This window comes from Thalassobius vesicularis (assembly GCF_004799325.1).
In the GTDB taxonomy this organism is placed as follows: Bacteria; Pseudomonadota; Alphaproteobacteria; order Rhodobacterales; family Rhodobacteraceae; genus Thalassobius; species Thalassobius vesicularis.
Window position 1 is genome coordinate 14,943 of sequence record NZ_SSMD01000006.1, and the last position, 21,817, is coordinate 36,759.

The 21,817-nt window shown below is 63.6% G+C and carries 19 protein-coding genes; 7 read left to right on the forward strand and 12 right to left on the reverse strand.

Features of this window, described 5'->3' with window-relative positions; all coding sequences use genetic code 11:
• Window positions 1-31: 31 nt before the first annotated feature.
• The 3 genes from prpE to E7681_RS12825 form a co-directional block, all read right to left on the reverse strand.
• Complete coding sequence (prpE, locus tag E7681_RS12815; RefSeq protein ID WP_136339703.1) at window positions 32-1,921, reverse strand: propionate-CoA ligase PrpE; 1,890 nt, start codon at window positions 1,919-1,921, stop codon at window positions 32-34.
• A gap of 217 nt (window positions 1,922-2,138) precedes the next feature.
• Complete coding sequence (locus E7681_RS12820; protein ID WP_136339704.1) at window positions 2,139-2,525, reverse strand: GFA family protein; 387 nt, start codon at window positions 2,523-2,525, stop codon at window positions 2,139-2,141.
• Between the two features lie 24 nt (window positions 2,526-2,549).
• On the reverse strand, window positions 2,550-4,829 hold the full coding sequence (locus E7681_RS12825) for an NADP-dependent malic enzyme (protein ID WP_136339705.1): 2,280 nt from the start codon (window positions 4,827-4,829) through the stop codon (window positions 2,550-2,552).
• 110 nt (window positions 4,830-4,939) lie between these two features.
• On the opposite strand from E7681_RS12825, the gene E7681_RS12830 reads away from it, so the two are divergent.
• From E7681_RS12830 to E7681_RS19300, 6 genes are all read left to right on the forward strand, one after another.
• The gene (locus E7681_RS12830) at window positions 4,940-5,374 is read left to right on the forward strand and encodes a cytidine deaminase (protein WP_168733205.1); all 435 of its coding nucleotides are present in this window, start codon (window positions 4,940-4,942) and stop codon (window positions 5,372-5,374) included.
• Between the two features lie 4 nt (window positions 5,375-5,378).
• Entirely contained in the window at window positions 5,379-6,683 is a 1,305-nt protein-coding gene (locus tag E7681_RS12835; protein WP_136339707.1) for a thymidine phosphorylase, read from the forward strand.
• Window positions 6,683-7,885: a phosphopentomutase gene (locus E7681_RS12840; protein ID WP_136339708.1), complete on the forward strand. Its 1,203-nt coding sequence runs from the start codon at window positions 6,683-6,685 to the stop codon at window positions 7,883-7,885. Before E7681_RS12835 ends, E7681_RS12840 begins: the two co-directional genes overlap by 1 nt.
• A complete protein-coding gene (locus E7681_RS12845; protein ID WP_136339709.1) occupies window positions 7,882-8,868 on the forward strand; it encodes an adenosine deaminase in 987 nt (328 codons plus the stop codon). The genes E7681_RS12840 and E7681_RS12845 overlap by 4 nt, the downstream gene beginning before the upstream one ends.
• On the forward strand, window positions 8,865-9,497 hold the full coding sequence (upp, locus tag E7681_RS12850; protein ID WP_136339710.1) for a uracil phosphoribosyltransferase: 633 nt from the start codon (window positions 8,865-8,867) through the stop codon (window positions 9,495-9,497). Before E7681_RS12845 ends, upp begins: the two co-directional genes overlap by 4 nt.
• Before the next feature lie 64 nt (window positions 9,498-9,561).
• A complete protein-coding gene (locus E7681_RS19300) occupies window positions 9,562-10,674 on the forward strand; it encodes an SPOR domain-containing protein (protein WP_168733206.1) in 1,113 nt (370 codons plus the stop codon).
• A 9-nt stretch (window positions 10,675-10,683) separates the two neighbouring features.
• On the opposite strand, the gene E7681_RS12865 is transcribed toward E7681_RS19300, so the two are convergent.
• Both E7681_RS12865 and E7681_RS12870 read right to left on the reverse strand, forming a co-directional pair.
• The gene (locus E7681_RS12865; protein ID WP_136339713.1) at window positions 10,684-11,712 is read right to left on the reverse strand and encodes a hypothetical protein; all 1,029 of its coding nucleotides are present in this window, start codon (window positions 11,710-11,712) and stop codon (window positions 10,684-10,686) included.
• A 78-nt stretch (window positions 11,713-11,790) separates the two neighbouring features.
• Window positions 11,791-13,416, reverse strand: coding sequence for an AMP-binding protein (locus E7681_RS12870; protein ID WP_136339714.1), 1,626 nt, complete (start codon window positions 13,414-13,416; stop codon window positions 11,791-11,793).
• A 135-nt stretch (window positions 13,417-13,551) separates the two neighbouring features.
• Here E7681_RS12870 and E7681_RS12875 point away from each other — a divergent pair, with 135 nt between their 5' ends.
• Entirely contained in the window at window positions 13,552-14,196 is a 645-nt protein-coding gene (locus E7681_RS12875; RefSeq protein WP_136339715.1) for a sulfotransferase family 2 domain-containing protein, read from the forward strand.
• A gap of 140 nt (window positions 14,197-14,336) precedes the next feature.
• On the opposite strand, the gene E7681_RS12880 is transcribed toward E7681_RS12875, so the two are convergent.
• The 7 genes from E7681_RS12880 to E7681_RS12910 form a co-directional block, all read right to left on the reverse strand.
• Complete coding sequence (locus E7681_RS12880) at window positions 14,337-16,535, reverse strand: 3-hydroxyacyl-CoA dehydrogenase NAD-binding domain-containing protein (RefSeq protein ID WP_136339716.1); 2,199 nt, start codon at window positions 16,533-16,535, stop codon at window positions 14,337-14,339.
• 21 nt (window positions 16,536-16,556) lie between these two features.
• Window positions 16,557-17,768: an acetyl-CoA C-acetyltransferase gene (locus tag E7681_RS12885; protein WP_136339717.1), complete on the reverse strand. Its 1,212-nt coding sequence runs from the start codon at window positions 17,766-17,768 to the stop codon at window positions 16,557-16,559.
• A gap of 18 nt (window positions 17,769-17,786) precedes the next feature.
• The gene (locus E7681_RS12890) at window positions 17,787-18,422 is read right to left on the reverse strand and encodes a glutathione S-transferase family protein (protein ID WP_136339718.1); all 636 of its coding nucleotides are present in this window, start codon (window positions 18,420-18,422) and stop codon (window positions 17,787-17,789) included.
• Between the two features lie 192 nt (window positions 18,423-18,614).
• Window positions 18,615-18,827, reverse strand: coding sequence for a hypothetical protein (locus E7681_RS12895; protein ID WP_136339719.1), 213 nt, complete (start codon window positions 18,825-18,827; stop codon window positions 18,615-18,617).
• Between the two features lie 93 nt (window positions 18,828-18,920).
• A complete protein-coding gene (locus E7681_RS12900) occupies window positions 18,921-20,699 on the reverse strand; it encodes an acyl-CoA dehydrogenase C-terminal domain-containing protein (RefSeq protein WP_136339720.1) in 1,779 nt (592 codons plus the stop codon).
• Between the two features lie 39 nt (window positions 20,700-20,738).
• Window positions 20,739-21,146, reverse strand: a complete 408-nt coding sequence (locus E7681_RS12905; RefSeq protein ID WP_425471388.1) for a MerR family transcriptional regulator — start codon at window positions 21,144-21,146, stop codon at window positions 20,739-20,741.
• 227 nt (window positions 21,147-21,373) lie between these two features.
• Entirely contained in the window at window positions 21,374-21,748 is a 375-nt protein-coding gene (locus E7681_RS12910; protein ID WP_136339721.1) for a MerR family transcriptional regulator, read from the reverse strand.
• Window positions 21,749-21,817: the final 69 nt, after the last annotated feature.

Sequence of the window (21,817 nt, forward strand, 5' to 3'; positions counted from 1 at the left end):
GGGGCTAGTCGGGGTTAATCTGGGGGCAAACTTACTTGGCGTAGCCGATGGTTTGCAGGGCTTCCTTGATCTCGCCCAGGATCGCCGGATCGTCGATGGTGGCGGGCATCTTGTACTCCTTGCCATCCGCGATCGAGACCATGGTGCCGCGCAGGATCTTGCCCGAGCGGGTCTTGGGCAGGCGATCCACCACGACGGCCAGCTTGAACGCTGCCACGGGGCCGATCTTGTCGCGCACCAGCTTGACCACTTCCTTGACCACATCGGCGTTGTCGCGGTCGGCGCCCTTGTTCAGGCACAGGAAGCCGACGGGCATCTGGCCCTTCAGGTCGTCGCTGACGCCGATCACCGCGCATTCGGCGACATCGGGGTGCGAGGCCAGAACCTCTTCCATCCCGCCGGTCGACAGACGGTGGCCTGCGACGTTGATCACGTCATCGGTGCGCGCCATGATGTAGACGTAGCCGTCTTCGTCCTTCATGCCCGCATCGCCGGTCTCATAGTAGCCGGGGAAATGCTCAAGATAGGATTTCTTGAAGCGCGCCTCGGCGTTCCACAGGGTCGGCAGGGTGCCCGGGGGCAGCGGCAGCTTGATGGCAATCGCGCCCAGTTCGCCGTCTTTGACGGGGTGGCCGCCTTCGTCCAGGATCTGCACGTCGTAGCCCGGCAGCGGCACAGAGGGCGAGCCCAGCTTGACCGGCAGTTCTTCGATGCCCAGCGGGTTGCCCGCGATGGCCCAGCCGGTTTCGGTCTGCCACCAGTGGTCGATCACCGGAACCTTCAACTGATCCTGAGCCCAGACGATGGTGTCGGGGTCGGCGCGTTCGCCGGCCAGGTAGACCTGCTTCAGGCAGGACAGGTCGTACTTGCCGACATACTCGCCCTTGGGGTCCTCGCGTTTGACAGCGCGGAAGGCGGTGGGGGCGGTGAAGAACGACTTGACCTTATGCTCGCTGATGACGCGCCAGAAGGTGCCCGCATCGGGGGTGCCGACGGGCTTGCCCTCGAACACGATGGTGGTGTTGCCGTGGATCAGCGGGCCGTAGCAGATGTACGAGTGGCCCACGACCCAACCCACGTCCGAGGCGGCCCAGAACACGTCGCCCGGGTCCACGTTGTACAGGTTCTTCATGGTCCAGTTCAGCGCCACCAAGTGGCCGCCGGTCGGACGCACGACGCCCTTGGGTTGACCCGTGGTGCCCGAGGTATACAGGATGTACGCGGGGTGATCGCCCTCGACCGGAACGCATTCCGCCGGTTCCACGCCGTACTGGAAACCGTGCCAGTTATAATCGCGGCCTTCGATCAGCTTGGCGACTTCCTGTTCGCGCTGGTAGATTACGCAGAAGTCAGGCTTGTGCTTGGACAGGTCGATGGCGCCGTCCAGCAGGGGTTTGTAGTGGACGACACGGCCCGGCTCGATCCCGCAGGAGGCGGCGATGATCGCCTTGGGCTTGGCGTCGTCGATGCGGACGGCCAGTTCGTTCGAAGCAAAGCCGCCGAACACGACCGAGTGCACGGCACCCAGACGGGCGCAGGCCAGCATCGCCTCCAATGCTTCGGGGATCATCGGCATGTAGATGATGACGCGGTCGCCCTTTTCGATGCCCTTGGCGCGCAGGGCGCCGGCCAGGCTGGCGACGCGGTTGCGCAGCTCGACATAGGAAATCGTACGCTTGGTGTGGGTGACGGGGCTGTCATAGATGATGGCGGTCTGCTCGCCGCGGCCCGCTTCGACGTGACGGTCGACAGCGTTCCAGCAGGTGTTGACCATGCCATCCTTGAACCACTCGTACAGAGGGGCATTTTCTGCGAACAGGGCTTTCGAGGGCGCCTGGTCCCAATCGATGGCCTTGGCGGCGTCCATCCAGAACCCTTCGGGATCCGATTTCCACGCGGCGTAAACGTCTTTGTATGCCATTGTATGCCTCCTCCTTTGAGATGTGATTTTTGTTACGTAGCGTCGAAGATTCCCGCAAGAATTTTGCAGCGGGGGGCGACAGATTTACGCAAGAAATTTGCAGAAACGGATGCAGTTGACTCGCTAATTTTGCAAACACCCCAATGATCGTAAACAAAGCAAGCGAATTGGGCGGGTGTTTGCAAAATTGCAAATCTTCCCCCGCAAATCTTGCGACTCATCCGTCCGAGGCGGAGTGCTTCGGTAAATCATCCCCGAGTTGCAGCCAATCCAGATGTTGCCGGTAATGCACATGCATCTGGGGCGGCAGGAGGTTCGGGTCGTCCAGAGTTGCTGTGTAGAGGTGGATATTCACCGCGTCGTCCTGCGTACGATAGGCCATCGGCGTGCCGCAGTCGGGGCAGAACAGCCGCTCGACCCCGGGGGATGATTGGCGCACCTTTGGCGTACCTCGCCAGGCCACATTGCCATGTGGCACCCCAAAGAACGCGGTAACCGGGGCCGCGCAGTTGCGGCGGCAATCGGCGCAGTGGCAGTAGACGCTCCATGCGACAGGGCCGCCGGTTTCAAATCCGACGGCCTCGCAATGGCAATGACCTTTCACGGCGAACCTCCCTGCTGGGTTGGCTCAACCGTATTGTGCGACGGGCGTCCCTGCAATGGCGGCCATGTTCAGCAATCCGCGCGCGGTGATCGAGGGGCTGACGATGTGGGCGCGGTTGCCCATGCCCATCAGGATCGGCCCGACTTCCAGACCGCCGCCTTTGACCTTCAGGATGTTGCGCACACCGCTGGCGGCGTCGGCATTGGCAAAGATCAGCGCGTTCGCGGTGCCCTGCAGACGGTTGCCGGGGAAAATCCGCTCACGCAGTTCGGCGTCCAGGGCAGCGTCCACGTTCATCTCGCCCTCGTAGCAGAAATCGCGGGGGCACGAGTCGAGGATTTGTAGCGCTGCGCGCTGGCGTTGCCCGGTGTCGCTGTTCAGGTTGCCGAATTGCGATTGCGAGCACAGCGCGATCTTCGGCTCCAGTCCGAAGCGGCGCATATGGCGGGCCGCGCCGATCACCGTTTTGGCGATCTCTTCGGGGGTGGGATCGATCGAGACCTGGGTGTCCGCGATGAACAGCGGCCCGTCCTCAAGGATCATAAGCGACAGTGCGCCTGACGGCTGCAGAGTCTCGGTCGCCAGCAGTTGCGTGACATAGTTCAGGTGCCAGCGATATTCGCCGAACGTGCCGCAGATCAGGCTGTCGGCCTCGTCCCGGTGCACCATGATCGCGCCAATGGCGGTGGTGTTGGTCCGCATGATTGCCTTGGCCAGATCCGGGGTGACGCCGCGCCGGGCCATGACCTGGTGATAGGTCGTCCAGTAGTCGCGATAGCGCGGGTCGTTTTCCGGGTTCACCACTTGGAAGTCCTTGAAGGGGCGAACCGTCAGGCCAGCGCGCTCGCAGCGGGTTTCCATCACTTCGGGGCGGCCGATCAGGATAGGCTGCTCGGTGGTTTCTTCCAGAATTGCCTGGGCCGTGCGCAGCACGCGCTCATCCTCGCCCTCGGCAAAGACGATGCGACGGCTGGCTGTGCGGGCGGCCTCGAACACCGGGCGCATCAGCAGCGCGGACTTGAAGACCGACTGGGTTAGCTTGGCCTTGTAGGCCTCCAGATCCTCCAGCGGGCGGGTGGCGACGCCGCTGGCCATCGCGGCATTCGCCACGGCGGTCGAGACGACGCCAGACAGGCGCGGATCGAACGGTTTGGGGATCAGGTAATCGGCGCCAAAGCTCAGGCGTTCCCCCTGATAGGCCGCAGCAGCCTCGGCGCTGGTGGTGGCGCGGGCCAGTTGCGCGATGCCGTCGATGCAGGCCAGTTGCATGTCGTCGTTGATCTCGGTCGCGCCAACGTCCAGCGCACCCCGGAAGATGAACGGGAAGCACAGCACGTTGTTGACCTGGTTCGGGTAATCGCTGCGCCCGGTGGCGATGATCGCGTCAGGAGCGACTTCGCGCGCCTCTTCGGGCAGGATTTCCGGAGTCGGGTTGGCCAGCGCGAAAATGATCGGGCGCTTGGCCATTCGGGCGACCATCTCGGGCTTCAGAACCCGCGGGCCAGACAGGCCCAAGAACATGTCCGCGCCATCAACCACGTCATCCAGCGTCCGCAGATCGGTTTTCTGGGCATAAGCCGCTTTCTGGGGGTTCATGTCCTCGGTCCGGCCTTCGTAGACCAGCCCGTGCACGTCACACAGCCAGACGTTTTCGCGTTTCACACCCAGTTTCAGCAGCATATTGAGGCAGGCGATACCCGCTGCACCACCCCCGGTCGAGACGATCTTGATATCCTCGAACCGCTTGTTGGCGACGAACAGGGCGTTCTTGGCCGCCGCGCCCACAACAATCGCCGTGCCGTGCTGGTCGTCGTGGAAGACGGGGATGTTCATCCGCTCGCGACACAGTTTTTCAACGATGAAACAGTCGGGGGCCTTGATGTCCTCAAGGTTGATCGCGCCGAAAGTCGGCTCTAGTGCGCAGACAATATCGGCCAGTTTCTCGGGGTCGGGTTCGTTTACTTCAATGTCAAAACAATCGATGTTGGCAAATTTCTTGAACAGGACGGCCTTGCCTTCCATCACCGGTTTCGAGGCCAACGCGCCGATATTTCCCAGCCCCAGAACGGCGGTGCCGTTGCTGACCACGGCCACCAGATTGCCCCGCGCCGTGTATCTGCTGGCGTTTGAGGCGTCGTCCTTGATCTCTAGGCAGGCTTCGGCCACGCCGGGCGAGTAGGCGCGGCTCAGGTCGCGGCCGTTTGCCAGCGGCTTGGTTGCGCGGATCTCCAGCTTACCCGGCTTTGGGTATTCATGGTAAAACAGCGCCGCCTGGCGCAGCGCCTCTTTTTGATTGTCGGACATGCGGAGCCTCCCGTTCCAATATAGTTTAGCATTAAACTAATTTCCAGCCGTTGGAAAGGTGTTGTTAGCGCCAACCTGCGCGGGCTTGCAAAAGGTCGCAGGGGGTACCAATGTTTCCTGACAAATCGGCCATTCGTTCAAAGGATAGCACCATGTCCCTACTGGATGCAGCCCGCGCCGTGCGGGAAAACGCATACGTGCCCTATTCCCGGTTCAAGGTGGGGGCGGCGATCCGCTCGTCCTCGGGTCAGATCTACGTGGGGTGCAACGTCGAAAACGTCGCCTACCCCGAAGGCACCTGCGCCGAGGCCGGGGCCATCGCAGCCATGGTCGCCTCAGGTGAGACCGAACTGATCGAGGTTTGCGTGATCGCCGACAGCCCGCACCCCGTCACCCCCTGCGGTGGTTGCCGCCAGAAACTGGCCGAGTTCGGCCGGGGCGATGTTCCGGTGCGTCTGGCCACGGTGGACGGCCCCGAAACCCTGATGACCATCGCCGAGCTGCTGCCCGGTGCCTTCGATCAGACGCATATGGAGCGCGCCTGACAAAATGGATGCCCGCGCCCTCATCGCTCGTGTCCGTGACCGGCAGCCGGTGGATGCGCAAGACCTGATCTGGTTCGCCGCCGGGCTGGCCGACCATGCCGTGACTGACGCGCAGGCCGGGGCCTTTGCGATGGCCGTTCTGCTGAATGGTCTGGGCGAGGACGGGCGCGTTGCCCTGACCCGCGCCATGCGCGATTCGGGCGATGTGCTGCGCTGGGATCTGGATCGGCCCGTACTGGACAAGCATTCCACCGGCGGCGTGGGCGATTGCGTCTCGCTGATCTTGGCGCCCGCGCTGGCGGTATGCGGCGCTTACGTGCCGATGATCTCGGGGCGCGGCCTGGGCCACACCGGCGGCACTCTGGACAAGCTTGAGGCGATCCCGGGTTTCCAGACCGCCATCGAGGAGGACCGCCTGCGCGACATCATCCGCCGCGCCGGTTGCGCCATCGTCAGCGCCTCGGCCCGTATCGCGCCCGCCGATAAGCGCCTCTATGCCATCCGCGACGTGACCGCGACGGTCGAGAGTCTGGACCTGATCACCGCCTCGATCCTGTCCAAGAAACTGGCCGCCGGGTTGGAGGGGCTGGTTCTGGACGTCAAAATCGGCACCGGCGCGTTCATGAAATCCGCCGACGATGCCCGCGCCTTGGCGCAGGCGCTGGTAGATACCGCTAATGCCGCAGGCTGCCCGACCACGGCGCTGATCACCGATATGAACCAACCGCTCGCCCCCGATCTGGGCAACGCGCTGGAGGTGGCCAGCTCCATGCGCGTTCTGACCGGGCAAGACCAAGGCCGTTTGCTGGAAATCACCGCCGCGCTGGGCGGGGTTTTGCTGGCGAATGCCGGGCTGACAGACAGCGTAGGGCAGGGCGCTCAGGCCATTCTGGACTGCATCAGCGATGGCAGCGCCGCCGAAGCCTTTGGCCGCATGGTCGCCGAACAGGGCGGACCGGTGCAATTCGTCGACAGCTGGTCGCGCTTCCTGCCCGAGGCCCCGGTCATCCGCGAAATCCCTGCGCCTGCGTCTGGCTACGTCGCCGGTTGGAACGGCCATGCGCTGGGGCTGTGCGTCGTCGATCTCGGCGGTGGGCGGCATGTCGAAACCGACACCGTCGATCCCGCCGTCGGCCTGTCCGAGGTTGTTCCGCTGGGGACATGGGTCGAGAAAGGCCAGCCTTTGGCCCGCATCCATGCCGCCCGCGAAGCCGCAGCCGATCGCGCGGACGAGCAGGTTCGCGCCGCGCTCACCCTGTCGGACACCGCCCCTGAGCTGCCGCCCCTCATCCACGAAAGGATCGGCTGATGCCCCGCGCATTTCTGGTTGTGATCGACAGCGTCGGCATTGGCGGCGCGCCGGATGCTGACCGGTTCTTCAACGGTGACCTGCCCGATACCGGGGCCAATACGCTGGCCCATATCGCCGCCGAATGCGCCGCCGGTCGTGCCGAGGCCGGGCGCTCTGGCCCCCTGCATCTGCCCACGATGGACGGGATGGGCGCCGCCATTCGCATCGCCAGCGGCACCGATGCGGGCCTGCCCAACCACCCCACCGGCCTCCATGGTGCCGCGACCGAGGTCAGCCCCGGCAAGGACACCCCCTCAGGCCATTGGGAGATCGCGGGCGTTCCCGTCCCTTGGGACTGGCACTATTTCCCCGATACGCAGCCCGCCTTCCCGCCCGATCTGACCGCTCAGGTCTGCAAACTGGCCGGGACAAAGGGCATCTTGGGCAACTGCCATGCCTCGGGCACCGCCATTCTGGCCGATCTGGGGGCCGAGCATATGCGCACCGGCTGGCCGATCTGCTACACCTCGGCCGACAGCGTGTTCCAGATCGCCGCGCATGAGGAAACCTTCGGCCTCGACCGCCTGTTGGATCTGTGTCAGGCCGTAGCCCCGCTGGTCCACGCGATGAAGGTCGGCCGGGTGATCGCGCGGCCCTTTGTTGGCACACCCGAAGCCGGGTTCACCCGCACCCAGAACCGCCACGACTATGCCATCGCGCCCCCCAGCCCGACCCTGTGCGACTGGGCGCAGGCGGCGGGGCGGCGCGTCCATGCTGTGGGCAAGATCGGCGACATCTTCTCGATGCGCGGGATTGATAAGGTGCGCAAAGGGACGGACGCACAGCTGATGCAGCACCTCTCGGATCTGGTCGATCAGGCTGAGGATGGCAGCCTGACCTTCGCCAATTTCGTCGAGTTCGACAGCCTTTACGGCCACCGCCGCGACGTGTCCGGCTATGCCCGCCATCTGGAGTGGTTCGATAGCGAACTGGCCAAACTCCTGCCCCGCCTGCGCGACGGCGACCTGCTGCTGATCACCGCCGATCACGGCAATGACCCGACATGGAGCGGCACCGACCACACCCGCGAACGCACCCCGGTTCTGGGCTATGGTGTGGGCAAACGCGACATCGGCAACGTCATGTTCACCGACATCGCCGCCAGCATCGCCGCGCATCTTGGTATCCCGGCGCAAGGCCCAGGAAAGTCGTTCCTATGAGTTGGCGCAGCTTCCCCAAGGCCGAGCTTCACCTGCATTTCGAAGGGGCCGCGCCCCCGGCCTTTATCCGTGGTTTGGCCAAGGAAAAATCCGTCGACCTGACTGGCGTGTTCGACGAACGCGGCAGCTATGCCTTCCGCGACTTCCCGCACTTCCTGCAAGTCTACGAGGCGGCGACGCAAGTCCTGCAAACCCCGCGCGATTATCAGCGCCTGACCCGCGCCGTGCTGGAGGAATGCGCCGAAAACGGGGTGATCTACGCCGAAACCTTCCTGTCGCCGGACTTCTGCGGCGGGCGCGATCTGCATGCATGGCGCGACTACCTGCACGCCATTCAAGAGGAGGCCGACCGCGCCGAGCGCGAAATGGGCATCACTCTGCGCGGCATCGTCACCTGCATCCGCCATTTCGGCCCCGACAAGGCTCGTGAAACCGCGATCTGCGCGGCGGAAACGGCGGGCGACTGGATCACCGGCTTCGGCATGGGTGGGAACGAGGCGATCGGCCGACAGGGCGATTTCATCTGGGCCTTCGATTGCGCCCGCGAGGCCGGTTTGCGCCTGACCACCCATGCCGGCGAATTCGGCGGGCCGGATTCGGTTTGGCAGGCGATCAATGATCTGCGCGTCGAACGCATCGGTCACGGTGTCCGCGCCATCGAAGACCCGCGCCTTGTTGAAACCCTGGCCGAGACCGGCGTTGTGCTGGAAACCTGCCCCGGCTCTAACGTCACCCTTGGCCTCTACCGCGATTTCGCGTCTCACCCCATTGCACGCCTGCGCGATGCGGGGGTAAATGTGACCATATCCACTGATGACCCGCCGTTTTTCCACACCACGATGACGCGGGAATTCGAGGCGCTGGAGCAGGCGTTCGGCTGGACTGCCGACGACTTTGCCGAGCTGACGAAAACGGCGATCAACGCGGCCTTCTGTGACGAAGGAACACGCGCGCGCCTGCTGAAAAGACTGGAGAGCACATGACCGATCACCTGACCATCGTGACCCACCCGCTGGTGCAGCACAAACTCAGCCTGATGCGGGACAAGGAAACCTCGACCGCCAGTTTCCGCCAACTGCTGCGCGAGATCAGCCAGCTTTTGGCCTATGAAATCACGCGCGAGCTGGACATGACCACCCGCCGCATCGAAACCCCGATGGAGGCGATGGACGCCCCGATCCTCGAGGGTAAGAAGCTGGCGCTGATCTCGATCCTGCGGGCGGGCAACGGCCTGTTGGACGGCGTGCTGGAACTGATCCCCGCCGCCCGCGTCGGCTTTGTCGGCCTCTACCGCGACGAGGAAACGCTGGAGCCCGTGCAATACTACTTCAAGGTGCCCGAAAGCCTGGAGGACCGCCTCGTCATCGCCGTCGATCCGATGCTGGCGACCGGCAATTCCTCGGTTGCGGCGATTGATCTGCTGAAAAAGGCAGGGGCGAAAAACATCCGTTTCATGTGCCTGCTGGCCGCCCCCGAAGGCGTCGCCCGCATGAAAGAGGCACATCCCGATGTTCCGATCGTCACCGCCTCTCTGGATCGCGGCCTGAACGAGAAGGGCTACATCATGCCGGGACTAGGGGATGCGGGTGACCGCATGTTTGGCACAAAATAAGCCAAAGTCTTTACTCGGACGGATGAATCGGGCAACCTGCCCCAAAGCCTGCAATGGGGGCCGTATGCCTGTTTCCAACCGCCTGTACTCTGCTGTTTTCGCCCTTCTGATCGGTGCGTCCGGGGCTGTGGCCCAGGGCATTGGCGGCGGCCCGCTTCCGGCGGAATTTCCGCCCGCCTCTTTTGACGGGCGTCAGTATGTTGACAGCCAGGGCTGCGCGTTCATTCGCGCTGGGGTAGGCGGGGCCACGACCTGGGTGCCGCGTGTAACGCGGTCCCGTGAGCAGGTCTGCGGTCTGCAGCCGACATTCGGCAAACCCGCCGCACAGCCCGCGCCCGCTTCGACGCAGGTCGTCAAGGCGGAGCCGCCGAAACCCACACCGCCGGCCGCCAAGCCGGCACCCAAACCCGCAGCGGAGCCGGTGCGCACGGTCGCTTCTGTGACCACGCCGCCGCGCGCAATGGCCCCTGCGCCGCGCCGCGTTGCCCCGACGCCGCCGCCTGCGCCGCAATCCGCGATGAACTGCCCGGAGCTGGGCGACAGCGCGCGGTTCATGCAGGGCGAGGGCGTGCGCTGCGGCCCGCAGGCCGAGCCGCCGGTGATCTACGCGGTCGAGGCTGGCCGCGATGGCAGCACCGCCGCGAAACCCGCTTATGCCGCCCCGACCGTTCGGGCAGACACCTACCGCGCGCCGCCCGGGATTCGTGTGCCCGATGGCTATCGGCCCGTCTGGAAAGACGACCGCCTGAATCCCAACCGTGGTCCCCGGACCGCGCAGGGGGATGCGGATTCCGATCTGGTCTGGACCCAGACCGTTCCCCGCCGCCTGATCGACCAGCGCACCGGGCAGGACGTGACGCGCCTGTTCCCCGGCCTCAGCTATCCGCACACCACCTTTGCCGCGCAAAGCCGTCAGGCCGCCGTGGCACCGCAAGCGGCCCCGGTGGCGACTGCGCATCAGTTCGTGCAGGTGGGAACGTTCGGCGTGCCCGCAAATGCCCAACGCAGCGCCGCGCAGTTGCAGCAGGCCGGGCTGCCGGTTCAGACTTCCTCGTTCCGCAAGGGCGGGAAGTCCTACCAGGTCGTGTTCGCGGGGCCGTTTGGCAATTCGAACGATCTGGCGCAGGCATTGCACACCGCCCGTCAGGCCGGGTTCCGGGACGCGTTCCTGCGCTGATCGCGCGGGTCAGCCGCTACAGATTTCCTGAAGGCGCACCCAGTCCGCATCGCTGAGGATCGTGGGCACTTGCTGTTCGCGCATCGGGTCCGCCTCGATCAGGCCGACGGTCGCCTCGCCGGACACGTCCAGCGCATAGGCATAGGGGGTCGAGGACAGCTTGGCCTCGGCAAACCCGGCCAGCAGGGCGGCATCGGTCAGTGGGGCGCGCGGGACGGCCAGAATGGTTTCGGCATAGGCGGCCAGCGCCTCGTCCGGCAGCGTGCCAGTCGTCAGCAGGTGTAAGGTGTCCAGAAAACCGCCCGCCTCCAGCAGTTGTTTCAACGGATCAGCGGTGCGGGCGCGCACCAGTTCGGCGACGATGAAACCGGCTGCAACGCTGGGGTCTTCGTACTCTTCGATTAAACGGCGCGAGATCAGCAAGATCCGCCCCGGCAGCAGCACGGTTTCCGACACGCCCGAGCGCATCACGATGATCCGGTTGGCCTGTACCCGCGGCAGTTTGATCCGGCTGGCCAGATGTTTCAGCGACCCGTCCGAGGATTGCGTGGCGCAAGCCTGCCCCGTGACCCGCTGGGCATGGACCAGCAGCCGTTCGCCCAGTTCCGCCCGTTTGACGGTGGGCACGACGCGGACCGCGTGGTTCAGCATGGCACCGGGTAGCCAGAACACCGCCAGCGCCAGTACCGTCGCCATGACCGAGCCTAGGATGACCAGCCGCAGCCGCCCCGGCTTGGCCCGAGTCCGCCCGATGGCCTGACGCAGCTTCTCGATGGCCTGGATCATCTCAGACTCGTCCTGCGTCAGCTCCAGCGTTTCGTCCGGGTCGCCGTCGGGGTGATAGATCGCGGGGGTCTCGCCGGGATTGGCGCGTTCGACAGCCGCCAGAGACCAATGGGCCAGCGGCTGTTCCTTCATGTCGGTGATGACCAGCGTCGCATCCCCGATCGAGACGATCACCTCGCGCCGCTGGGCGTCCGGGGCCGGACGCCACAGACCAGAGGCTTCGATCCGCTGGTATTTGCGAAGTGCTGTCATTCGGGGCTGCCCTGCCTCTTTCTTTGTCATGTGAATAACACGGGCAGGGCGGGGGCGTCCATCCGCCCCCGGATCACATCACAGCGTCTTTGCGATGGTGCGCAGCTCGAATTTCTGGATTTTCCCGGTCGAGGTCTTGGGCAATTCCTGGAACACCACCTTTTTCGGGGTCTTGAACCCTGCCAGCCGCTGACGGGCAAAGGCGATCAGGTCCGCCTCAGACGCGTCGTGCCCGTCCTTCAGCTCGACAAAGGCGCAGGGCACTTCGCCCCATTTTTCGTCCGGCTTGGCGACCACGGCGCACAGCAGCACGTCCGGGTGCCCCATCAAGACGCCCTCGACCTCGACCGAGCTGATATTCTCGCCGCCCGAGATGATGATGTCCTTGGCCCGGTCCGCGATCTGCACATAGGTGTCGGGGTGCTGCAACGCGATGTCGCCGGTGTGGAAATAGCCCCCGGCAAAGGCCTCGGCAGTGGCTTTGGGGTTCTTCAGATACCCCTTCATCACCCCGTTACCGCGCATGACGATCTCGCCCTGGGTTTTGCCATCCATTGGGATTTGCTGCATTTTCTCGTCCACGACGGTGATGTGTTCCATGATCGGCATGGCCACACCCTGACGGGCCTTGATCGCGGCACGGTCGTCGCCTTGCAGATGATCCCACTCGCCGCGCCAGGTGCATTCGGTGGCCGGACCGTAAACCTCGGTCAGCCCGTACACTTGCGTGATGTTGAAGCCCATCGGCTCGATCTTGGCCAGCGTTGCCGGGGCGGGGGGCGCACCTGCGGTGAACACCTCGACGATATGGTCAAAATCGCGCCGGTCTGCGGCGGGCGAGTTCACCAGCGTGTTCAGCACGATGGGGGCCCCGCCGAAATGCGTCACACCCTCATCTGCAATGGCGTCGAAAATCGCTTTGGCGGTGATGTCGCGGCAGCACACCACGGTGCCGCCAAGCGCGGGCATCATCCAAGTGTGGCACCAGCCGTTGCAGTGAAACAGCGGCACGATGGTCAGATAGCGCGGGTGCAAGGCCATCCGCCAGCTGATCACCTGACCCATCGCGTTCAGATAGGCCCCGCGATGATGATAGACCACGCCCTTGGGCCGCCCCGTGGTGCCCGAGGTATAGTTGAGCGCGATGCTCTCCCACTCGTCCTGCGGCATGATCCAGCGGAACTCGGGATCACCCGAGGCCAGTAGCTCCTCATACTCCATGTACTGCCCAATATGGTGCACACCGGCCTGATCGTCGGCCACCTCGATCACGATAGGTGCCGGCCCGACCATATCCTCGATCGCCTGCGCCACGACCGGCAGGAATTGCGGGTCCACCAGCACCACCTTGGCGGCACCGTGATCCAGGATATAGGCGATGGTGTCGCTCTCCAGCCGTGTGTTGATCGTGTTCAGTACGGCTCCGCAGGCGGGCACGCCGAAATGCGCCTCGGCCTGCGCGGGGATGTTCGGCAGCACTGTCGCCACCACGTCCCCCGACTGCACACCCAGCTTTTGCAGCGCCGAGGCCAGACGCGTCACCCGCTCATGATACTCGGCATAGGTCTTGCGATGGGTGCCATAGACGACGGCCAGATGATCGGGAAATACCGCCCGCGCCCGGTTCAGCCAGGACAGCGGCGTCAGCGGCACATAGTTGGCGGCGTTCTTCTCCAGCCCGGTCTCATCTGCCATCCATCCCATCGGCGGTCCCTCCTGTCAAAATTGGATAGAATTCGTTGGGCGGCATATTGTGCCGGATCGCCGCCCAAGAAAAGGCCCCGTCCGTGCAATTTCTCGGGCTTTTCCAAGGTGCGCCAATCCGATAGCGTCCGGCGCATGATCCTGTCGCATGGCCGCAAATACATCTTCATCCACATCCCCAAAACCGGGGGCACCTCTATGGCCCTGGCTCTGGAAAGCCGCGCGATGAAGGATGACATCATGCTGGGCGACACCCCCAAGGCCCGCCGCCGCCGCGCGCGCCTCAGCGAGGTACAAACCGCCGGGCGGCTGTGGAAACACTCTACCCTGTCAGACATTGACGGGCTGGCCTCGGCCCAACAGATCGCCAGCTATTTCACCTTCACCCTGGTGCGCAACCCGTGGGACCGCGTGGTCAGCTATTACCACTGGCTGCAAACCCAAAGCTTCGATCATCCCGCCGTCCGTCTGGCCCAATCCAGCACCTTCACGCAGTTCATCAACCACGCCCACACGCAACTGTCGCTCAGCGCCGCGCCGGCCAGTTTCTACATGACCGACCTGCGCGGCCAAGAACACTGCCGCGCCTATATCCGGCTCGAGCATTTCGACACCGACGCCCAACCCCTCTGGGATCACCTCGGCTTCACGCTCGATCTCCCACATGAAAACCGCTCCAACCGCGTCGATTACCGCCGCTACTACAGCGATGCCGACGCCGACCTCATCGCCCGAACCTGCGCTGCCGACATCGCGCGCTTCGGCTACGCTTTCGACTGATCTTCTTCTTTTTCCAAATATCCCGGGGGTTTGGGGGCTGGCCCCCAATCTGACCTGTGTTTGGGGGCTGCCCCCCAATTCGCCAATAAAAAACGCGCCCCCGTTTCCGGGGACGCGCCAACTCATCAAAACCCGAATACTCAGGCCGCCTTGGCCTCGGGGTTGAACCGGCCATAGAAGCTCTGACCCTTCTCGGCCATCTCACGCAGCAGGGCGGGGCATTTGAACCGCTCGCCATAGGCTGCTTCCAGCTCGTCGCACCGCTCGGCGGCGTATTCTGCGCCCAGCATGTCCAGCCAGCTGTAGGGGCCGCCGGTCCAGGGCGCGAAGCCCCAGGCCAGGATCGCGCCGACGTCACCCTCGCGGATGTCCTCGACGACGCCTTCCTCCAGTGCGCGCACCGCTTCCAGAACCTGGGCGAACATCAGACGGTCTTTCACGTCCTGCAGCGCGGGCAGCTCGTCGGCCAGCGGGTACTGATCGGTCATGCCCTGCCAGTAGCCCAGACGCTTGCCTGCCTCGTCGTAGTCAAAGAACCCGGCCTTCGACTTGCGGCCCAGACGGCCCAGCCCTTCCATCCAGAAGATCATGTCATCCGCCGGGCTTTCGGGATAGGCATTGCCCATCGCGGCCTTGGTCGCACGGGCGATTTTCGCGCCCAGATCGATCGAGGTCTCGTCCGTCAGCTGGATCGGCCCCACGGGGAAGCCCAGCTGCTGCGCGGCGTGGTCGATCATTGCCATCGGCACGCCTTCGGTGATCATGCGTGCGCCTTCGTTGACATAGGGAATGATGCAACGGTTGCAGTAGAAGAACCGCGCGTCATTGACCACGATCGGCGTCTTGCGGATCTGGCGGACGTAGTCCAGTGCCTTGGCGACGGCACGATCCCCGGTTTCCTTGCCCTTGATGATCTCCACCAGCAGCATCTTTTCAACCGGGCTGAAGAAGTGGATGCCGATGAACTGCTCGGGGCGCACGGATGCCTTGGCCAGACCGGTGATCGGCAGGGTCGAGGTGTTGGACGCAAAGATGCAATCCTCGGGGATGATCGCCTCGACCTTCTTGGTCATCTCGGCCTTTACGCCCGGATCTTCGAACACGGCCTCGATGATCAGGTCACAGCCTTTCAGCGCGTCCAGATCGGGGGTCGCGGTAATCAGGCTCAGCAGCGCCTCTTTCTTCTCGGGCGTTGCCTTGCCGCGCTTGATGCCCTTGTCCATGTAGCCCGCGGTGTAGGCCTTGCCGCGATCCGCCGCCTCTTGGTCACGGTCGATCAGCACGACCTCCATCCCGGCCTGGGCCGAGACCAGCGCGATCCCCGCGCCCATCATGCCAGCGCCCAGAACGCCAATCTTCTTGACCGACTGATCGGGGATGCCTTGCGGACGAACGGCGCCTTTTTCCAGCGCTTCCTTGTTCAGGAACAGCGAGCGGATCATGGCCGCCGAGGACGGGTTCATCAGGATATGGGTGAACCAGCGCGCCTCGATCTTCAGGGCGGTGTCGAAGGGCACCATTGCGCCTTCGTAGACTGCGCTCAGCAGGGCCTTGGGGGCCGGGAAGGCGGCGTTGGTGTTGGCGTTGACCATGGCCGAAGCGCCGACAAAGGTCTGGAAGCCCATCGGATGATAGGGCGCACCGCCGGGCATTTTGTAGCCCTTGGCATCCCACGGCTTGACCAGATCGGTCTCTTTCGCGTTCAGCACCCATTCGCGGGCGGCGGCAATCGGGTCCTCGACGACTTCGTCGATGATGCCTGCGCCCTTGGCTTTCTTGGGGTTTACCAACTGGCCTTGCAGCAGGAACGGGCTGGCTGCCATCGCGCCCATCTTGCGGACCAGACGGGTGGTACCACCAGCGCCCGGGAAGATGCCGACCATGATTTCCGGCAGGCCGATCTTGGCCTTGGGGTTGTCAGCGGCAAAGATGCGGTGGGTGGCCAGCGGCAGCTCCAGGCCGATGCCGACGGCGGTGCCGGGCAGGGCGGCTGCGATCGGCTTGCCGCCTTTCTTGGTCTTGAAGTCCATCCCGGCCAGCTCGATCTTCCGCAGCAGGCCGTGCATCTGCATGATGCCTTCGAACAGACCGCGGGCGGGTTCGTCGCCGGCGTCCTCTTTCATCTTGGCCAGAACGTTCAGGTCCATCCCGCCGGCAAAATCCTTCTTGCCGCTGGTGATGACGATGCCCTTCACGGCCGCGTCGGCCAGGGCGTCGTCGATCAGATCGCTCAGCACGATGAGGGCTTCGCCGCTCATCACGTTCATGGATTTACCGGGGCAGTCCCAGGTGATGGTTGCGACGCCTTCGGCGTCTTTGCTCATGGTGAAATCAGTCATGTCTCTCACTCCGGCCCCGAATTACACGCGCTCGATGATGGTGGCCGCGCCCATGCCGGACGCGATGCACAGGGTGGCCAGGCCAACCTCTTTGTCCTGGCGCTCCAGCTCGTCCAGCAGGGTGCCGATGATGATCGCGCCGGTCGCGCCCAACGGGTGACCCATCGCGATCGAGCCGCCGTTGACGTTGATCTTGTCCATGTCCACGTCGAACGCCTGCTGGAACCGCAGCACGACCGAGGCAAATGCCTCGTTGACCTCAAAGAGATCAATATCGCCGATCTGCATCCCGGCATCCTTCAGGATTTTCTGGGTTGCGGGCACGGGGCCGGTCAGCATGATGGTCGGCTCGGTGCCGATCTTGCAGGTCTGACGGATGCGCGCGCGCGGTTTCAGGCCGTAGGCCTTGCCGAACTCGGCATTGCCGATCAGCACACCGGCCGAGCCATCCACGATCCCCGAGCTGTTGCCCGCATGGTGGATGTGGTTGATCCGCTCCAGATGCGGGTATTTCAGCATGGCGACCTTGTCGAAGCCCGGCATCACCTCGCCCATGTCCTTGAACGAGGCTTTCAGCGCGCCCAGGCCCTGCATGTCGGTGCCGGGACGGATGAACTCGTCGTAGTCCAGAATGGTCAGGCCGTTCACATCGCGCACCGGCACGATGGACTTGGCGAAACGGTTGTCGTCCCACGCGGCCTTGGCGCGCTTTTGCGATTCCACGGCCAGCGCGTCGGCCTGATCGCGGCTGAACCCGTACTCGGTGGCGATGATGTCGGCCGAGATGCCCTGCGGCACGAAATACCGCTCCATCGCGACGGACGGATCGACCGCAACAGCAGCACCATCGCTGCCCATGGGCACGCGGCTCATCATCTCGACGCCGCCCGCGATATAGGCCATGCCCGCGCCGCCCTTGACCTGGTTTGCGGCCAGGTTGACCGCCTCCATGCCCGAGGCACAGAAGCGGTTGATCGACAGGCCGGGGATGGATTCATCCAGATCCGAAGCCAGAACAGCGGTGCGCGCCAGGCATGCGCCCTGTTCCATCACCTGGGTCACGTTGCCCCAGATCACGTCCTCGACGGCGTGGCCTTCCAGCCCGTTACGCTCTTTCAGCGCGTTCAGGATGGTCGAGGACATCCGCACCGAGGTCACCTCATGCAGTGACCCATCCGGGCGGCCCTTGCCGCGCGGGGTGCGCACGGCGTCGTAGATATAGGCTTCGGTCATGGTTGCCTTCCTCTTTGGTTAGGCCCGGTCCGAGGGGTTTCCGGGCATCAGATCGTATGGGTGTTTCCAACCGGGCAGGGCGCTGATGTTGCCCAGCCAACGGTCGATATTGGGGTATGCTTCGCGCTCGAACCCAAAGGGCTCGGGGTAGAACAGGTAGCCGCAGCAGCTCAGGTCGGCATTGGTGATGCCGTCACCGACCAGCCAATCCTTGCCTTCCAGCGCCTGGTCCAGCACCTTCAGTGCCGCCTGCAGACGCCCGACATTGAACGCGATCACGTCGGCGTTGCGGTGCTTTTCGGGCAGGAAGTTCATCAGGAACCGGGTCATCCCGGCCTGAGACGACATCTTGTGATTGTCCCAGAACATCCAGCGCATCACTTCGCGCGCCTCTTCGGGGGTGGTGCCGCCGAACTTGCCAGTCTTTTCGGTGATGTACATCTGGATCACGCCCGACTGGCTCAGCGTCAGGTCGCCGTCCACCAGTACCGGGGCCTCGCCCATCACGTTCAGCGCCCGGTATTCGGGGCTGCGCGCGGCACCGCTGAAGAAGTCCACCCAGACCGCTTCCCAGTCCAGGCCGCTCAGCTCCAGCGCCAGTGCCGCCTTGTAGGAATTGCCGCTTTCGCCAAAGCAATACAGTTTCGTCGTCATGCCCAGTCCTCCCTGTTCGCGCATGTCTCTGCGTTGGAGTGTGAGTATTTTTGGCAGGATGAAAAGGCTGACGAGTGGGAGGTCACGTAACGTCTGACCGCTCGTTGCCTGTGACGCGGCGTTGCGACTGATGCCGCTCAACCGAGGAGAAAGCGCCTCATCCTGGCAAAAATACTCTGTTTGGTGGTTCGCTTAGCGTTTGCGCGCCTCCAGCTCCGAATTGAACAGCCTCAGCCGGTGGGCAAAGGTGTCCTCGTTGATCACGCTGTCGAAATTCTCGAACAGAAACGACAGTGCTTCGCCTTCTTCCAGCCCGGCCTCCTGCGCCAGTTTCTTCAGTCTGCGATAGCCGTCCTCGGTCATCGCGGCGTTGAAGCGACGGGTCAGTCGAAAGCGTTTGGGCATGTCTCCTCCTTCGGGCTCGCAGGCTGGCGCGATCCCATCGCGCCAGCCCCCGTGAGCGGGGCCTCCCCCCGGTTCCGGTAAGGCTTGTCAGCCTCAGAAGTTCGCCGCGTCCAGCTTCATCACCGTGTCGGCGCCGCTGTTGATGCGGGCCAGGTGCAGGCTGGTGGCGGGCAGGCGGCGGGCCATGTAGTAGCGGCCCGTCGTGATCTTGGTTTCATAGAAGGTGGGGTCGGCCGCGCCGTTTTCCAGCGCCTCGTAGCTGACCTTGGCCATCTGCGCCCACATCAGGCCCAGGCAGACATGGCCGAACAGGTGCATGAAGTCATACGAACCCGACAGCGCGTTGTTGGGGTTCTTCATGCCGTTCTGCATGAAGTACATCCCGGCGGCCTGCAGGTCCTTGGATGCCGCTTTCAGCGGGTCCAGGAAGCCGGCCTTCAGCGCCTCGTTGCCTTCGTTGTCCTTCAGGAAGGTCTTCACCATGTCGAAGAAGGCCATCACGTGCTTGCCACCGTCGGCGGCCAGCTTGCGGCCCACCAGGTCCAGCGCCTGAACGCCGTTGGCGCCTTCGTAGATCATGGCGATCCGGGCGTCGCGGGTGAACTGCGACATGCCCCATTCCTCGATATAGCCGTGGCCACCATAGACCTGCTGGGCCTGAACGGTCATGTCATAGCCTTCGTCGGTCAGGAAACCCTTGATGACCGGGGTCAGCAGGCTGATCAGACCGTCGGCGGCGGTGTCATCGTTGCGGTGCGCGCGGTCGATCATGGTCGCGGACCACAGGATGAACGCACGTGCGCCTTCGATGAACGACTTCTGGTCCATCAGGTTGCGGCGGATGTCGGGGTGCACGATCAGCGGGTCGGCCGGGCCGTTGGGGTTCTTGACGCCGGTGACGTCGCGGCCCTGCAGGCGGTCCTTGGCGTAGGCGACGGCGTTCTGGTACGCCGCTTCGGCCTGGGTCAGACCCTGCATGCCGACGCCGATGCGCGCTTCGTTCATCATGGTGAACATGGCGCGCATGCCCTTGTGCTCTTCGCCCAGCAGATAGCCGGTGGCCTCGTCATAATTCATGACGCAGGTCGAGTTGCCGTGGATGCCCATCTTTTCTTCGATGTTGCCGCAGGACACGCCGTTGCGCGCGCCGGGGGTGCCATCTTCGTTCACGATGAACTTGGGGACGATGAACAGCGACACGCCCTTGATGCCCTCGGGGCCGCCGGGGATCTTGGCCAGCACCAGGTGGATGATGTTGTCCGACATCTCGTGCTCGCCAGCCGAGATAAAGATCTTCTGGCCCGACACCTTGTAAGTGCCGTCGCCCTGCGGAACCGCCTTGGTGCGCATCATGCCCAGATCGGTGCCGCAATGCGGTTCGGTCAGGTTCATGGTGCCGGTCCATTCGCAGGACACCATCTTGGGCAGATAGGTCGCCTTCTGCTCGTCCGAGCCATGCGCCAGGATGGCCGATGCCGCGCCGTGGGTCAGGCCCTGGTACATCGAGAACGCCTGGTTGGCCGAGCTGAACATCTCAGCCACCGCGATGCCCATCACGTAGGGCATGCCCTGACCGCCGAATTCCTCGGGCAGATCCAAGCCGGTCCAGCCACCTTCGCGCACCTGGTCGAACGCTTCCTGGAACCCGGTGGGCACGCGGACCACGCCGTTTTCCAGAACGCAGCCTTCCTTGTCGCCAACCGCGTTCAGCGGCGCCAGCACTTCCGAGGTGATCTTGCCGGCTTCTTCCAGCACGGCGCTGGTGAAATCGGCTTCCAGCTCGGCATAGCCGGGAACGTCGGACTGGCTGATCTTCAGCAGGTCGTGCAGCACGAACTGCATGTCTTTCACAGGTGCGGTATAGCTCGGCATGGTCTCTCTCCCACTTGACGCCAAGGGCGCTGGACAGCGTTACTCGGCGGCCTTCTGTTTGCTCTTGAGCGAGACGATCATCTTTTCGCCCCAGCCCATCTGTTCCTTCAGCTCCTCGATGGCTTCGTTCAGCTCATCGCGTTGCCGCTCCATGTCGCGCAGACGGTCCTGCGCCACTTCAAAGGTCCGCTCCAGCTGGGTCAGCTGGGCATCCCCCATATTGTACAGATCCAGCAGCTGCCGGATCTCCTCGAGGCTGAAGCCAAAACGCTTGCCCCGCAGGATCAGTTTCAGACGGCCACGATCGCGGTGCGTGAACAGTCGCTTCTGGCCTTCGCGGATCGGGAACAGCAGTTCCTTCGCCTCGTAGAAACGCAGGGTGCGCGGGGTCACGTCGAACGCGTCGCACATCTCGCGGATCGTCATCGTTTCTTTCGTCACAGTCATTTCCTTCCCTCCGAAGGTTGAACGGATGGACAAGAATTGCGGTGCCTTGATTTTGGTTACAACAGAAATTGACGTTGACGTAACCGGTACGTCACGTCACTTTTTCGTTGACGTAAGATCACACAAGGTAACCCGGCGGAAAGCGCAATTTCCTTTCGTTACGTCACATTGCGAAAAAGAAAAAAGGCGGGGAAATCCCCGCCCTTTTTTCCGCAAATTTCAGGCGATCACATCGCCTTCAGCGCTTCGGATGTCTCGTCGCGCGACCGGGTCAGTTCCAGAATCGCTTCGTCCAGTTGGCGGCGTTGTTCGGCCAGTTCTTCCAGCTGACGGCTGGCGCTGGCGACCCAGGCCTCCATCTGTGCCTTGGACCCCTGCTTGTCGTAGATCAGCAGCCACTGGCGGATGCCTTCCAGCGAGTAACCCCATTTGCGGCCTCGCAAAATCAGGGTCATGCGGGCCATTTCGCGCGGCCCGTAGAACCGTGACCGGCCTTCGCGCTGAGGCTGAAGCAGCTCAATATACTCGTAATATCGCAGGGTGCGCGGGGTCACGTCGAACTTGGCGCACATTTCTTTAAAGGTCAGTCGTTTCTCGGACATTTCGGGTCGTTGCTTGGTTGCGTGGGCGCAGTCTGCAACATACGGACCCGCTTTGACCAGCCCCTTTCC